This window comes from Citrobacter sp. RHBSTW-00986 (genome assembly GCF_013783065.1).
Taxonomy (GTDB): Bacteria; Pseudomonadota; Gammaproteobacteria; order Enterobacterales; family Enterobacteriaceae; genus Citrobacter; species Citrobacter braakii.
Genome location: NZ_CP056200.1, coordinates 4,512,356 through 4,527,999 on the forward strand (window position 1 = coordinate 4,512,356; position 15,644 = coordinate 4,527,999).

Annotated in this window: 12 protein-coding genes; 2 read left to right on the top strand and 10 right to left on the bottom strand. The window is 51.7% G+C overall.

All coding sequences use genetic code 11. The annotated features are described in order from the left end of the window. Positions 1–127 precede the first annotated feature (127 nt). From HV345_RS21765 to ssb1, 5 genes are all read right to left on the bottom strand, one after another. A complete protein-coding gene (locus HV345_RS21765; RefSeq protein ID WP_048216962.1) occupies positions 128–547 on the bottom strand; it encodes a hypothetical protein in 420 nt (139 codons plus the stop codon). Continuing rightward, positions 540–2,573 carry an integrase gene (locus tag HV345_RS21770; protein ID WP_048216963.1) on the bottom strand — a complete coding sequence of 678 codons (2,034 nt, stop codon included), beginning with the start codon at positions 2,571–2,573 and terminating at the stop codon, positions 540–542. The genes HV345_RS21765 and HV345_RS21770 overlap by 8 nt, the downstream gene beginning before the upstream one ends. Then, a complete protein-coding gene (locus tag HV345_RS21775) occupies positions 2,566–4,128 on the bottom strand; it encodes a site-specific integrase (RefSeq protein WP_048216964.1) in 1,563 nt (520 codons plus the stop codon). The genes HV345_RS21770 and HV345_RS21775 overlap by 8 nt, the downstream gene beginning before the upstream one ends. Next, positions 4,115–5,362: a site-specific integrase gene (locus HV345_RS21780; protein WP_048216965.1), complete on the bottom strand. Its 1,248-nt coding sequence runs from the start codon at positions 5,360–5,362 to the stop codon at positions 4,115–4,117. Before HV345_RS21780 ends, HV345_RS21775 begins: the two co-directional genes overlap by 14 nt. A gap of 158 nt (positions 5,363–5,520) precedes the next feature. Then, a complete protein-coding gene (gene ssb1, locus HV345_RS21785; RefSeq protein WP_003826621.1) occupies positions 5,521–6,045 on the bottom strand; it encodes a single-stranded DNA-binding protein SSB1 in 525 nt (174 codons plus the stop codon). 251 nt (positions 6,046–6,296) lie between these two features. On the opposite strand from ssb1, the gene uvrA reads away from it, so the two are divergent. Beyond that, the gene (uvrA, locus tag HV345_RS21790) at positions 6,297–9,119 is read left to right on the top strand and encodes an excinuclease ABC subunit UvrA (RefSeq protein ID WP_016155358.1); all 2,823 of its coding nucleotides are present in this window, start codon (positions 6,297–6,299) and stop codon (positions 9,117–9,119) included. Between the two features lie 94 nt (positions 9,120–9,213). Here the strand turns inward: uvrA and HV345_RS21795 are convergent, their stop codons facing one another. From HV345_RS21795 to dnaB, 5 genes are all read right to left on the bottom strand, one after another. Then, positions 9,214–9,570, bottom strand: a complete 357-nt coding sequence (locus HV345_RS21795) for an MmcQ/YjbR family DNA-binding protein (protein ID WP_016155357.1) — start codon at positions 9,568–9,570, stop codon at positions 9,214–9,216. Positions 9,571–9,696: 126 nt separating this feature from the next. Beyond that, positions 9,697–10,410, bottom strand: a complete 714-nt coding sequence (gene aphA, locus HV345_RS21800) for an acid phosphatase AphA (protein WP_003826615.1) — start codon at positions 10,408–10,410, stop codon at positions 9,697–9,699. A gap of 249 nt (positions 10,411–10,659) precedes the next feature. Next, on the bottom strand, positions 10,660–11,853 hold the full coding sequence (gene tyrB, locus HV345_RS21805; protein WP_181636047.1) for an aromatic amino acid transaminase: 1,194 nt from the start codon (positions 11,851–11,853) through the stop codon (positions 10,660–10,662). Positions 11,854–11,982: 129 nt separating this feature from the next. Next, on the bottom strand, positions 11,983–13,062 hold the full coding sequence (gene alr, locus HV345_RS21810) for an alanine racemase (RefSeq protein ID WP_016155354.1): 1,080 nt from the start codon (positions 13,060–13,062) through the stop codon (positions 11,983–11,985). Positions 13,063–13,109: 47 nt separating this feature from the next. Continuing rightward, entirely contained in the window at positions 13,110–14,525 is a 1,416-nt protein-coding gene (gene dnaB, locus HV345_RS21815) for a replicative DNA helicase (protein WP_181636048.1), read from the bottom strand. Positions 14,526–14,589: 64 nt separating this feature from the next. Between dnaB and HV345_RS21820 the strand changes: the two genes are divergently transcribed. After that, positions 14,590–15,573 (top strand): quinone oxidoreductase, encoded by a 984-nt coding sequence (locus HV345_RS21820; protein ID WP_016155445.1) that lies wholly within the window; start codon positions 14,590–14,592, stop codon positions 15,571–15,573. Positions 15,574–15,644 lie beyond the last annotated feature (71 nt).

Genomic DNA, 15,644 nt, shown 5'->3' on the forward strand with positions numbered 1-15,644 from the left:
GCTTTTAATGCAGATGCAATAGCGACCTCAGACCGTACCAGAGATAGCACTGTAAATAGAACGACTCACTTTTAAATATCGTCCGGTTGTAGTAGTCAACTAATTATGGCCACTACAAACTCAATAACTATCTTTTTTCTCCGTCAGTACGCTCACGGTCAATCTTTGTCAACGATGCATTAAGTTGATGTTCTGTCATTCCATGTTTGTATGCATTGTATTGCCAGATTACAAACTGCTGTTTGTACCTCCGGTTTTCTTCTTTAAGCTCTTCGATTTCACTTCCAAGATTCACAATCCTGGCGGCTGCAATATTCAAACTAGCTGGGCGCGGATTTTTGCGGCCCCTGCCTTTCAGCGCCTCTTTTTTTGTTTGATAGGCAGTCACTATTGCCTCATGTGCATTAAGGGATTGCCTTGATGGTAACTTTCCTACCAATGGCTCTGCCGCCTCACAGATTGCTAACCAAGACAATTTTGGTTCTTGCCATCCTCGAATTAGGTTCACGATGGAATCAATATCTCTATTATTCAGATGTTTAGCCAAAACCACCTCCTAGAAAAGTTGTCAAATCATCTAACATCACAGCTTCTTCGCTTGCTTTTCCTTTCTGCTCAATGGACTCAATGGACTTCTTTTCTGCAACACGCCGAAGCTGACTGAAATCATTGCCCCGAAGCTTAATCTGCGCACCATTTTCAATATCTGGCTCTTCTAAAATAGCGACTAACTCCCGAAGTCTGGTGACGGTTTTCTTGTGGTACTGATACCAGCGATCAGCCCCCATCTCGCCGCTTGCCACAGCCGTTTCGGCAAGCGAAAACAATCGTTCCGACTTCACCAGCCGTCTTTTAATTCGATCTAATTTTTCTGTATCATCGCCCTTGATACAAACCTGCTCAATACAATTGACGCAATCTCGGAACTTCTCACAGGGGCTCATGGTGTAGTCATGTACACAGTAGCCATACTCCGTCACATGGACTGAGGAATGCTCTAATGTATTGAATTCCTGCATAGTCACGGGCAAATGCTTTGCCACCTCGCCGACAGGCCCAAATAGCGCTTTTGTGGGGTCTAGGCGTTCAGCCATACCAACCAGCTCGTATTCGGTCATGTGGTTGTAAGTTCGATTCTGCTTAACATCGGCCCGCCCTGACCACTTGGCAATTTCCAGGTTTGACAGTCCGCCGCGCTGGGCAATGGTGTTGAGCAGGTGCCGTGCCTGATGCGAGGTCATTTTAACCCGTTCTCCGTTTTCAGCACGATAACCATGGCGATCAAAGATGCTGGCATGTTTTCCATCCAGAGCCTCACGAGGCACCAGATCATTGTTGCAGAAGTTATTGGTTGGCTTATGTAATTCAACCGGTAGGCATCCTCGGTTTCCGTGGAGCTGATTAGCATTTAGTGCAAACAAGGCATTGCTGTACTTAATTTCCTTGTCTTTATCAAACCACGGAAAGTCAACAGGCAAACGCGCCATAGTATGCTGCCACAGGCTGTTTAACGTATGTACATAATCTTCTTTAGCTAAACGTCGATTACCAAGAGACGACCTACACGTCTTTTTTGAGTCATGTGCGAAACCTAGCGCCATACAAGCCTGCTCCATCGTCAATGGCTCATCATCAGCGATATCGGGGCAGCTAGCATGTCGGTAAAACTTATTCGGGTGTTTCTCAATCCACTTGGCCAGCTGACGGGCATCCTCTGACAACTTTTTCGCTCTGGCGATGGCTGTTTTAGCAACTGAGACCATCACCGTTGGTATCCATTTGATATCGCCCTCGTAGCCTTTTCCTGAGAAAAAACGCCAGCCATAGCGTTCTATCCCTTCACGATCCGTTTCACACACCTCGCAATCCACAGGCAGAGCTAACACTTCAGTAATGCGTGAAGGTGCTGACATCAACATGGCAAAAACCGATGTTGTAAATATGTCTCGCTCATGAATTGGGTCATTGGCAAAAATTTCCGCCAACGCATTAAGAGCAATATCACTCGGAAGTTTCTCTTCCCTATTTTTCTTCGCCTCTCGGCCTGTTTTGTTCTTGTCCTCTACACGCTTAATTGGATTGACCCAATTTTGCATAGCACTTGATACAAGCTGGTTTTCAGTTAAAAACTTAGCCAGCCGCTCAATCTCACGGCCGCAATGATATGCTGAACCATCGGAGTAGTGCTGCCTTGCCAATTCAGCTGCTTCGTCCAGGACAGAAATCGATATGCCATCAATATTTGCGTTCCCGTTTACTTGAAGCAAAGCCGCTTCGACCGAACGGAGAGCCTTACTTTCATTCTTTGTCCCCGTGGGATGATGCCCCTGCTGGTAACGGAAATAGGCTTTGGCGAAATCAATGAACTCAGGGTTTTGTACCTCTCCCTGCATGGGCTTTCGCGTAATAATACCTAACTTGGAAAACACAGTTATGTTTGGCCAAACAGCATCTTCCCAATTTAGATCAGAACCGAATACAGTCAATTGATCTCGGCACTTGGATATGAATGCTTCAAGGTTTTCTGCTGCTGCCAGTGTAGCCTTTGGCTTGAACAGGAAAAGCTCAGCCATTGGTTATTTCCCCCTGTGGACTAAGCTCTTCGCGACGTTTTACACAACGTATGATCACATCTGCCACAGCGATAATGCTGCGATCAAGTACGGCAGCAATCTGTATGTCGCCAGTTATCTCTTTCACCCGTTCACGCTCGTTGAGCAGACCCTCATAGACCTCCTCATGTGGGCCATCCAGCCAAGGCTGGAAATGCATGCAGGTGTAGCAAGGAATAGGAATATTGGCACCACAAAAGCCATGTTCTCCACAAGTACCAACACCCTGGCCCATCTCGGTCCGAATACGACTGGTAGGATCGTTACCTCGATGCGCGTCCCTCTCTGAATCGACAAGTACCCCGACAAAGGCCTGAGCGTATGGTGCCAACTGGAAGCCAACCGCCTCATCAAGCTTTTTCACATGTTCGGGGATATTCTTAATGTAAACGCCTGCGTTTTGGGTGTCCGTATGGTCAAGCAGTTCCGCAATCACCAACTCGCCAAAGCCTTCCCGGGCAGCTCGTGTGCCCGTGGTATAACGAAAACGACGAGCATTGATATGCAATAGCTCACCGGTTCGTTCCGACCGGATATCGGACTTTTCTACGATGTACTGAAGTGTGTAAGTTATCTCTGCTGCGGGGATGTGGAGTTTGTCGGTAGCAAGCAGTTGGCGGAATTCATAAGGAGATTGGACGGCAGCTAACACATTAAGATCCGGAAACAGAGGAATTTGCTGCCGATCATCTTCCTGCAATTCAAACCCCAGACGCTTCTCAACCAGTGCAATTGCATTCCTTGCCTGAGCATTCAGGATAGCCCATAGTTCAAGTGATATCGCGAAGGGCTTGAAGTTTGTTCGGAAAGTGCTGCTGCGCTGTTTAGCTCGCGGCACATTCAACACATAGAAGGGTTCTCCTTTACCATTTTTGCCACAAAGGACATCGACCACACGAAGTAACGATATTTGGATGGGACGACGTCCCGTATGACTGATACAAAGTGTCATAGCCAACTCAGCTATCGTAATTAAGCTCTTTTCATAAGCCCGAATAGCCCCCTCATTAACTGCTGTCAGCTCATTATCCGTCAGAGGCCCCTCTCGAGGATCCATGCGCTTAACCGCATCCCCCTTACGATTACCCTTTAGCGTCCAGCCATCTAGCAATCGGATCACCTCCTTACTGATGCCGGGATAGCCCAGTTCGTGCCAGGATCGAAGAAAGCCACGGATAGTTGCCAGATACCATTCTGTTGCAGGCGACAGCATCGACCGATAATTAATCAATACAATATCAGTAATTTCTCTCGCGCCAGTCTTTCGCAGCATGTGCTGAAACCGTTCAAAAATATTTTTTGTATGAGAAGAAGAACGATTGGAAGCATAAAACGCCAGTGTCCGCAGGCAGCCATCTAGCGACCCATCTGGCAAGTAATAGTGAATATCAGCAAGGTTAATAGTGATATTTCTATCCAATGTCCACGATGTGTCATACAGCAGAAAAGAGTAGCCATTGGCGCTAGCACGGATTTGCTCGGATGCTAATGCAGATAAGGAGTTATTCGTCATCATTCTTCATGTCCTCTGGCAAGCGGGTGCCGCTACCTTCTTGTAATGCCAGAGCGGCCTCAAAACCTTTTTGCCGAATGAAGCGTTTGTTGTAAGTCGCTGCGGTTCCTGAGCCATCCCTCCAGCCCATTAAATACGAACGGAGTTGTTCTTGGCGTTCCTCGCTGACTTGCTCATCCATGGCATCCATTCTTTCTGAAAACTTGCGATTCCAGGTGTGACGGAGCGAGTGCCCTGTCGCTGCATACAACTGCGGTGATACAGTCCTGACCACAGAAAAAATTTTGTGGTATCCCCCTTTGGAGATAGGATTTCCCACAGTTGGCCCTGGCTTGTAAGTCACAAACAGGTAGTCATTTTTCTTCGCATTTCGGACTTTCCGGCGGTCTTGAATGATATAACTATGCAGTTCTTGAACTAAGGATTCAGCCAACGGTAAGAGCCGTTCTCTGGTTTTAGCATTAGGCTGATTGGTTCTAGAGTCAACCCGCTCATCTGCTCGCCTAACGATACGGATCCTGTTAGTACTAAAATCAACATCCTGTATTCTGATATTCAATAATTCACCACCTCGAATACCAAGATAAAACAGAAGCAAGATCATCAGCCGATTCCGGCGCTGCACATCTATTGAGAAAGGATTTGACTCCGATCCAGGCTGGATGACTTCAAATAGCGAATCCAATTGAACATCACTCAATGACCTGTCTTGCAACTCACTGCTTCTGTGCTTTTTAGACGGTCGGCGCGTCTTTATTTGCTGCGCCATAGCATTGATCTGTTCGACAACTTCCAGTTCTGCCGTCTTTAAGATATGCATCGCATACCAGTGTAAATAGTTGGCAAACGTTGTCAGCCGGGAATGCTGTGTCCCGTTATCAACGGTATCGGTCATCACATCTGCCAACCAAGGGGTAGAGGACGCTATTAATGGCCTCTTTCCTTGTTTGCACTGAGCAAAATCTCGCAGATCGTCCAGCTCATGTGGTCTGAAGAAGTCCTTGGTCAAAAACCGCTGCTCAAGGTCAATGTCTCGACTCTCTACAAAGCTTAACAACATAACAAGGTTGCTAGCCGCCGCCAACATCGTTGAAAAAGCATCCCCTCTATTGCGGATTTGAGTTGTTAGAAACAGAGTGGGGTAATACAGGGGAAGGCCAGAAGAACGATCCACCACCATGCAGTAGCGCTCACCACTATCCATAACAAATTTTGTAACCCCGTAGAGTTTCTTCATGCGCACACAACCAACAAACTTTACATAATTGCAAGGTGAACGATGCACCAAAGATTGTCAATTAATGCTTGACGATTTTCCAAGCTCAATAAATAAAAAACCCCTGAATTAACAGGGGGCTGTGTATTTATTCTTTACAAATAACTCTCAGGTCAACTCTAGAACGGAATATCGTCGTCGAAATCCATCGGCGGCTCATTAGACGGCGCTGCCGGAGCCGACTGCTGCGGGCGAGACTGCGCGCCGCCGCTGAACTGATTGCCACCTTGCGGCTGCTGAGGCTGACCCCAACCACCCTGCTGCTGGCCGCCACCTGCCGGAGCCCCACCACCCTGACGACCGCCCAGCATTTGCATGGTGCCGCCAACGTTAACCACAACTTCGGTGGTGTACTTTTCTACGCCGGATTGATCGGTCCATTTGCGGGTACGCAGCTGACCTTCGATATAGACCTGGGAACCTTTACGCAGATATTCGCTGGCAACTTCCGCCAGTTTGCCGAACAGCACCACACGGTGCCATTCAGTCTGCTCTTTCATTTCGCCGGTCGCTTTATCACGCCAGGATTCGGAAGTAGCCAGCGTAATGTTGGCAACTGCACCACCATTCGGCATATAGCGTACTTCCGGGTCCTGGCCCAGATTACCGACGAGAATCACCTTGTTTACGCCTCTGCTGGCCATGATCGTGTCTCCTGAAAAACGTTACTGAATAAGTGTAAGCGCGGGATTGTAGCATTTCCAATAGCGCTTTTACTACGTTGCGAGATCGATTCCAGTAAACAACCCCAGACAGACATTGTTGCACAGGCATCTGCGTTTTGCATTCCAACACTGTATATCCATTCAGGTCAGGTTGTGTCATAATTAACCGTTTGTGATCGCCGGTAGCACCATGCAGCCAGGCAAAAAAGCGTTTAATCCGGGAAAGATGAATGGATAAGATCGAAGTTCGGGGCGCCCGCACCCATAATCTCAAAAACATCAACCTCGTCATCCCGCGCGACAAGCTGATTGTCGTCACCGGGCTTTCGGGCTCAGGCAAATCTTCGCTCGCTTTCGACACCTTGTATGCCGAAGGGCAGCGTCGTTACGTTGAATCCCTTTCCGCGTACGCGCGTCAGTTTCTGTCGCTGATGGAAAAGCCGGATGTCGACCACATTGAGGGGCTGTCTCCCGCCATCTCAATTGAACAAAAATCGACATCCCATAACCCGCGATCCACGGTAGGTACGATTACCGAAATTCACGACTATCTGCGTCTGCTGTTTGCCCGCGTTGGCGAACCGCGCTGCCCGGATCACGACGTTCCCCTGGCGGCCCAGACCGTTAGCCAGATGGTGGACAACGTTCTGTCGCAGCCGGAAGGCAAACGTCTGATGCTGCTGGCGCCGGTGATTAAGGAGCGTAAAGGCGAGCATACTAAAACGCTGGAAAACCTGGCAGGCCAGGGCTATATCCGCGCCCGTATCGACGGTGAAGTGTGCGACCTTTCCGATCCGCCCAAGCTTGAACTGCAAAAGAAACACACTATTGAAGTGGTGATTGACCGCTTTAAAGTACGCGACGATCTCACCCAGCGACTGGCTGAGTCCTTTGAAACCGCGCTGGAACTGTCCGGTGGTACGGCGGTGGTCGCCGATATGGACGATCCGAAAGCGGAAGAGTTGCTGTTCTCCGCCAACTTCGCCTGCCCGATCTGCGGCTACAGCATGCGGGAGCTGGAACCACGTCTGTTCTCGTTCAATAACCCAGCGGGTGCATGCCCGACCTGTGACGGTCTCGGCGTGCAGCAGTATTTCGATCCTGACCGGGTGATCCAAAATCCGGAACTGTCGCTGGCCGGTGGTGCTATCCGCGGCTGGGATCGCCGTAACTTCTATTACTTCCAGATGCTTAAGTCACTGGCGGAACACTATAAATTCGACGTTGAAGCCCCATGGGCCAGCCTGAACCCTGCCGTGCATAAAGTGGTGCTGTACGGTTCCGGTAAAGAGAATATCGAATTTAAATACATGAACGATCGCGGCGATACGTCCGTACGCCGCCATCCGTTCGAAGGCGTATTGCACAATATGGAGCGCCGTTATAAAGAGACGGAATCCAGCGCGGTACGTGAAGAATTAGCCAAGTTCATTAGCAACCGACCGTGCGCCAGCTGTGAGGGGACGCGTTTACGCCGGGAAGCCCGCCACGTATTTGTCGAAAATACGCCGCTGCCCGCGATTTCCGACATGAGCATCGGTCACGCCATGGATTTCTTCAACAACCTGAAGCTTGCGGGTCAGCGAGCGAAGATTGCAGAGAAAATTCTCAAAGAGATTGGCGATCGTCTGAAGTTCCTGGTCAACGTCGGCCTCAACTATCTGACGCTGTCGCGTTCAGCAGAAACGCTCTCCGGCGGCGAAGCCCAGCGTATTCGTCTGGCAAGCCAGATCGGCGCAGGTCTGGTCGGCGTAATGTATGTGCTGGATGAACCGTCTATCGGTCTGCATCAGCGCGATAACGAGCGTCTGTTGGGTACGCTTATCCACCTGCGTAATCTGGGCAATACCGTCATTGTGGTTGAGCACGATGAAGACGCGATTCGCGCCGCTGACCACGTTATCGACATCGGCCCCGGCGCGGGCGTTCACGGCGGCCAGGTGGTTGCCGAAGGTACGCTAAAAGATATCATGGCCGTGCCTGAGTCGCTGACCGGCCAGTACATGAGCGGTAAGCGCAAGATTGAAGTGCCGAAACAGCGCGTGGCGGCAGACCCGGAAAAAGTGTTGAAGCTGACCGGCGCGCGCGGTAACAACCTGAAAGATGTCACCCTGACGCTGCCGGTTGGTTTATTTACCTGCATTACCGGTGTTTCCGGTTCGGGTAAATCGACGCTAATTAACGACACGCTGTTCCCGATTGCACAGACGGCGCTGAACGGCGCCACGCTGGCTGAACCCGCGCCATATCGTGATGTTCAGGGCCTGGAACATTTCGACAAAGTGATCGACATTGACCAAAGCCCGATTGGCCGTACGCCGCGCTCTAACCCGGCAACCTACACCGGTGTGTTTACGCCAGTGCGCGAACTGTTTGCCGGCGTACCGGAGTCGCGTGCGCGCGGTTATACTCCGGGTCGTTTCAGCTTTAACGTCCGCGGCGGACGCTGTGAAGCTTGTCAGGGCGACGGCGTGATCAAAGTCGAAATGCACTTCTTACCGGATATCTACGTGCCGTGCGATCAGTGTAAAGGCAAGCGCTATAACCGCGAAACACTGGAGATTAAGTACAAGGGCAAGACTATCCACGAAGTGCTGGATATGACGATTGAAGAGGCGCGTGAGTTCTTCGATGCCGTTCCGGCGCTGGCGCGTAAGCTGCAAACGCTGATGGACGTGGGTCTGACGTACATCCGACTGGGTCAGTCCGCCACCACGCTCTCGGGCGGTGAAGCGCAGCGCGTGAAGCTGGCGCGTGAACTGTCCAAACGCGGTACCGGTCAAACGCTGTATATTCTCGATGAACCGACCACCGGTCTGCATTTTGCGGATATTCAGCAACTGCTGGACGTGCTGCATCAACTCCGGGATCAGGGCAACACCATCGTAGTGATTGAGCACAATCTGGACGTGATAAAAACCGCTGACTGGATTGTCGATCTCGGTCCGGAAGGCGGCAGCGGCGGCGGGGAAATTCTGGTTTCAGGCACACCAGAAACGGTCGCTGAGTGTGAAGCCTCACACACGGCCCGTTTCCTCAAACCACTGTTGTAATCATGACGATGGCGCTACGCTTATCAGGCCTACAAAATATGCATCATTGCTTGTAGGCCAGATAAGGCGCTGGCGCCTCATTGCGGAAAACAGATCAGGACTGCGCCAGTATCCGGCGTTTATCTTCCGGCAGCGTGTTTACGGCCTGCTGATAAGAGGCGTCTACCAGGTAGTAGATTTGCGAATCCGGCAGCGAGCCGTCCAGATACACCGTACTCCAGTGCGCCTTATTGAGATGCCGGCTTGGCCGTACATCGCTATGCTGCTGACGTAACAACTCTGCCAGTTCCGGGCTGGTTTTCAGTGACACCGCCGGGCGTTCTTCCACCTCTTTTACCATGGCAAAAAGCACATCTTCGACTTTGATTTGTGTGGCCTTCCAGTCACTGTGTACGCTCTGCTCGGCGCCCATTTTTGCCATGCAGTATTGCAGCAACTCCGAATTCGTCATCTTAATTCCCCTTACCAGCATATTGCCTAATGAGAACATCTTTTATTCAGTGTGCAGCAAGTCCGCAAAAGGTAAAAGCAGGTAACGCAAATTTGTTTAAAAAAACAACAACCGCAAGCAACGTCCTCAATACTCCGAGTTGACGATCACCTCTTCACCAAACGCGCCGGCCTGTGGTAACGGTTTATAAGTGGAGTTAGAAGCGCGTAAAATACGAATACCGCGAATACCCACATCTCGGGCGGCGGTAATGTCATTATCAGAGTCGCCGTAGAACATGCGGATATTTTTATCCTGCAGCCACTGCGTTTTCGTATTCTGACCCGGCTTATCACCGGCAAAAATTACCGGGTTCATATTGCCGGCCGGGATGTGAAAGTTATCGGACAGCGTTTTCGACACCGTTTCGGTCTTCGTCTGGCTACGCCCGGTTACGAAAAAGATGCTGTCGCCGCGACGCACGTGCATATCAATCAACTGACGCGCCACTTCTTTCGGAATGCTGAATTCGTCCCAGCCATTGTTCATTTTTTCCCAGAAGGCCGGATTTTTCAGGTAATCCTCACTGTCCGGAGAATACGTTTTTTTTCCGCGCCAGAAGCCTGGGCTGGAAAAGAGGACGGTGTCATCGATATCAAACCCGACGGCCATCGGCGGGCGTCCGGTCAGGCTGTTTTCAATTTGTGCCACGGAGACCCAGTGAATGGGTGCCTGCTCAGCGAGTTTTGCAACGTTGGTGCCTGGATTAAGCTGAGAGGGAGAGGAAACTAACGCCTGGGCCGGCTGATTTAGCGTGAACAATAAACAAACGGCACTCAGTGCCAACGTAAACTTGCGCATATTTTTCCCTAAGTAGTCAGTTAGTTATCATTTTTTTATTAACAACTGGTCAAAAAACTATCTGACCTTACCCCTTAGGGGGAGGGAAAGGAAGGATTTTCTCTGGTTTTGTCCTGGAAAAAGAGCATGATCACATTGGAAAACAGACCAATAGCACGGTGAAAGAAAGTAGGCCGGATAAGGTGATTACACCGCTATCCGGCAATACAATGCCTGATGGCGCGACGCTTATCAGGCCTAAAAACCCGGTTACATGACGGCGGCAAATGCCTTCGCCACGCGTTGCACGTTACCGTGATTCAACCCGGCCACGCACATACGACCGCTGGCTATCAGGTACACACCGAACTCATCGCGCAGGCGATCGACCTGAGCAGCGCTGAGCCCGGTATAGCTGAACATCCCGCGCTGTTGCAGCAGGTAATCAAAGTTACGACCAGGGATCTCCGCATTCAATACGTTAACCAGCGCCTGGCGCATCGCCAGAATACGGGTACGCATCTCTTCGACTTCCGCCAGCCAGTTGGCTTTCAGCGCGTCATCACCCAACACCGCGGCCACGACCTGCGCACCAAAGTTTGGCGGGCTGGAATAGTTACGACGCACCGTCGCTTTTAGCTGCCCCAGAACGCGGCTGGCGGCATCAGCGTCTTCACAGACCACTGAAAGCCCGCCGACACGCTCGCCGTACAAAGAGAAAATCTTCGAGAATGAGTTGCTGACCAGTGCAGGCAATCCGGCGCTGGCAATGGCGCGGATCGCATAGGCATCGTCTTCCATTCCACCGCCGAAACCCTGATAAGCAATATCCAGGAACGGGATCAGATCGCGAGCTTTCAGGATCTCAATGACACCATCCCACTGCGCGGGGGTTAAATCCGCACCCGTCGGGTTATGGCAGCACGGATGCAGCAGTACGATGCTGCGCGCCGGTAAGGTGTTCAGTGTGGCCAGCAGGTCGTTGAAACGCACGCCATTGGTGGTGTTGTCATACCAGGGGTAAGTACTTACTTCGAACCCAGCACCTTCAAAAATTGCGATGTGGTTTTCCCAGGTCGGATCGCTGACCCACACGGCAGAATCAGGGAAATAGCGTTTCAGGAAGTCTGCGCCAACCTTTAGCGCACCGGAGCCGCCCAGCGTCTGAATCGTTGCGACGCGCTGCTGCTGGAGAACCGGATGATCTGCGCCAAACAGTAGCGGCGCAATAGTATGGCGATAAGTGTTCAGACCTTCCATCGGCAGATACAGCGAAGCGCCATGCGGTTTAGCATTCAGTCGGGCTTCCGCTTCTGCCACCGCTTTAAGCTGAGGAATAATGCCGTCTTCGTTGTAGTACAGACCGATGCTGAGGTTCACTTTGTCGCTACGTGAATCTTCTTTGAAACGCTCCATGAGCGATAAAATCGGGTCGCCGGCGTAGGCGTCAACTTTTTGAAACACGTGTGGTTCTCCGGGTTTACAGGCAGGGGTTAAGAACACAATAAACCGGAAGCGGGAGAAGATCGAGAGGATGTTGAGAGGAATATTGCCGGATGGCGGCGTAACCGCCTTATCCGGCACATCATGAACTTAATCGATATACTTCATTGCCACCCTTGAGGTCAGGCGCGTGATAAGTTCGTAAGCACTTACTTTCGTCATTTCAGCAATGCGTTCAACGGGCAGGCCTTCACCCCACAGGATAACCGAATCGCCGGCTTTATCCTGCGCCTCGGGACCTAAATCGACGCAAATCATATCCATCGCGACGCGACCGACGATCGGCACTTCACGGCCATTGACCAGTACCGGTGTCCCAGACGGCGCAGCGCGCGGATAACCATCACCATAGCCCATCGCCACCACGCCCAGACGCGTGTCGCGCTCGCTCAGCCAGGTTCCACCATAGCCAACCGGCTCGCCCGCTTTGTGTTCACGCACCGCAATCAGGCTGGAAGTGAGCGACATCACCGGCTGGCAGCCAAAATCGGCACCGATAGAGTGGTTTTCCAACGGCGATACGCCATACAGAATCAGCCCCGGACGCGCCCAGTCGAAGTGAGACTGCGGCCACAGCAGAATACCTCCCGACGCGGCGATCGAACGCTGACCCGGTTTACCTGCGCAAAAGCTATTGAAGATATCGAGCTGCTTTTCGGTCGCGCCGCACTCAGGCTCGTCCGCGCGCGCAAAGTGGCTGACGATATTGACCGGCTGGCGCACGTTTTCGCATTGCGTCAAGCGCTGATAAAACGCCTCGGCCTGCTCAGGACGCACGCCCAGGCGGTGCATTCCCGTGTCGAGCTTCATCCAGACGGTGACCGGTTCAGCCAGTACCGCGGCTTCCAGAGCTTCAAGCTGCTCCTGGTTGTGGACGGCAGTATGCAGACGCTGCGCGGAGATAGTCGGCAGATCGGAAGCATCAAAAAATCCTTCCAGCAGCAGGATGGGCTGCGTGATCCCTCCCGCTCGCAACCGCAGGGCTTCTTCAAGACGAGCGACACCAAAAGCGTCCGCATCGGGGAGCGTTCGCGCGGTCTCTAACAGACCATGGCCGTAAGCGTTCGCTTTCACGACCGCAACCAGTTTACTGGCTGGAGCCAGTTCACGCAGACGTTGCAGGTTGTGTCGCAGAGCGCGGCGGTTAATGACTACAGTTGCCGCTTGCATTTGTATTCCTTGATAAGTATTTGCTTGAGTAACCTGATTCAGTGTTGTTATTCGTCGTCGTACTGCGGGCCAGCATAGTTATCGAAGCGCGACCACTGACCGTTAAACGTCAGGCGCACCGTACCGATCGGGCCGTTACGCTGTTTACCGATAATGATCTCGGCGATGCCTTTCAAGTCGCTGTTATCGTGATAAACCTCATCACGATAAATAAACATGATTAAGTCGGCATCCTGCTCGATGGAGCCGGACTCACGCAGATCCGAGTTGACCGGACGCTTATCGGCGCGTTGTTCCAGAGAGCGGTTAAGCTGCGACAGCGCCACCACCGGCACATGCAGTTCTTTCGCTAACGCTTTCAGCGAGCGGGAAATTTCAGCAATTTCCAGCGTACGGTTGTCGGAGAGCGACGGCACGCGCATCAGCTGCAGGTAGTCGATCATGATAAGTCCGATACCACCGTGTTCGCGGGCGATACGACGGGCACGTGAGCGCACTTCCGTTGGCGTCAGGCCGGAGGAGTCATCAATATAGATGTTTCGTTTCTCCAGCAAAATACCCATTGTTCCGGAAATTCGCGCCCAGTCTTCATCATCCAGTTGACCGGTACGGATTTTGGTTTGGTCTACACGTGAGAGTGAGGCCAGGGAACGCATCATGATCTGTTCTGAGGGCATTTCAAGACTAAAGATAAGAACCGGCTTATCTTGCAACATCGCCGCATTTTCGACGAGGTTCATTGCAAATGTCGTTTTACCCATCGACGGACGCGCGGCGACGATAATTAAGTCTGACGGCTGCAAACCAGCAGTCTTTTTATTGAGGTCGTCATAACCGGTGTTGACCCCGGTGACACCATCGTGGGGCTGCTGGAACAGCTGTTCGATACGCGCGACGGTAGCGTCGAGCACATCGGTAATATTTTTCGGACCTTCGTCTTTATTGGCGCGACTTTCAGCAATTTTAAAGACGCGGGATTCCGCGAGGTCCAGCAGATCTTCACTGGAACGGCCTTGCGGATCAAACCCGGCTTCCGCGATCTCGTTCGCCACCGAAATCATGTCACGAACAACGGCACGTTCGCGGACAATATCCGCATAGGCACTAATGTTCGCTGCACTTGGCGTATTTTTAGATAACTCAGCCAGGTAAGCAAAACCGCCGACGCTGTCCAGTTGCCCCTGAACTTCCAGCGATTCTGCAAGCGTGATCAGATCGATGGGTTTTCCCATCTCCTGCAGGCGATGCATTTCGGTGAAGATGTGCCGGTGCGGTCGGGTATAAAAATCTTCCGCCACCACACGCTCAGCCACATCGTCCCAGCGCTCGTTATCCAGCATTAAACCGCCCAACACCGACTGTTCCGCTTCAATCGAGTGCGGCGGTACTTTCAGCCCGGCGACCTGGGGATCGCGCTCACGAGCATCAGTCTGTTGTTTGTTGAAGGGTTTATTTCCTGCCATAGTGAATGGAGTTACCGAGATAATGATTGGGTCGAAAGATTACCACATTTCTTTTGGAGGAAGCATGGCAACACGTATTGAATTTCACAAGCATGGTGGCCCTGATGTACTCAAGGCTGTGGAGTTTACGCCCGTAGACCCGGCGGAAAATGAAATCCAGGTCGAGAACAAAGCGATTGGGATCAACTATATCGACACCTATATCCGCAGTGGTCTTTATCCACCGCCTTCTCTGCCCAGCGGTCTGGGTACCGAAGCCGCAGGCGTGGTCAGTAAAGTCGGTAGCAAAGTGACGCACATTAAAGCCGGCGATCGCGTGGTTTACGCTCAGTCTCCCCTGGGCGCCTACAGCTCAGTGCATAACGTCCCGGCTGATAAAACCGCTATTTTGCCCAACGCTATCTCGTTTGAACAAGCTGCAGCCTCATTTCTTAAAGGGCTCACCGTTTTTTATCTGTTGCGTAAGACCTATGAAATTCAGCCCGATGAACCATTTTTATTCCATGCGGCAGCAGGCGGCGTCGGTATGATTGCCTGCCAGTGGGCAAAAGCATTGGGTGCGAAGCTGATTGGCACTGTCGGTAATGCGCAAAAAGCGCAAATTGCGCTGCAGGCCGGCGCATGGCAGGTCATTAACTATCGTGAAGAGAGCATTGTAGAACGTGTAAAAGAGATCACTGGCGGTAAAAAAGTGCGGGTGGTGTATGACTCGGTGGGGAAAGATACCTGGGAAGCCTCACTGGATTGCCTGCAGCGCCGGGGGCTCATGGTCAGCTTTGGTAATGCTTCCGGACCGGTGACTGGCGTTAACTTAGGCATTCTGAATCAGAAAGGTTCGCTGTACGTGACTCGCCCTTCACTCCAGGGTTACATCACCAACCACCATGAATTAACCGAAGCCAGCAATGAGCTTTTCTCGCTGATTGCCAGCGGAGTGATCAAAGTGGATGTCGCACCGGGCCAGACGTTCGCACTGCACGACGCGCAGCGTGCTCATGAAGTGCTGGAAAGCCGGGCCACACAGGGGTCGAGTTTGCTGATCCCGTAACGCCCTCATTTCCGCGAAATAATTCAAGCCGCCAACAAACCTGCGATTTGAATTATGAAGGGGGAAGAAAG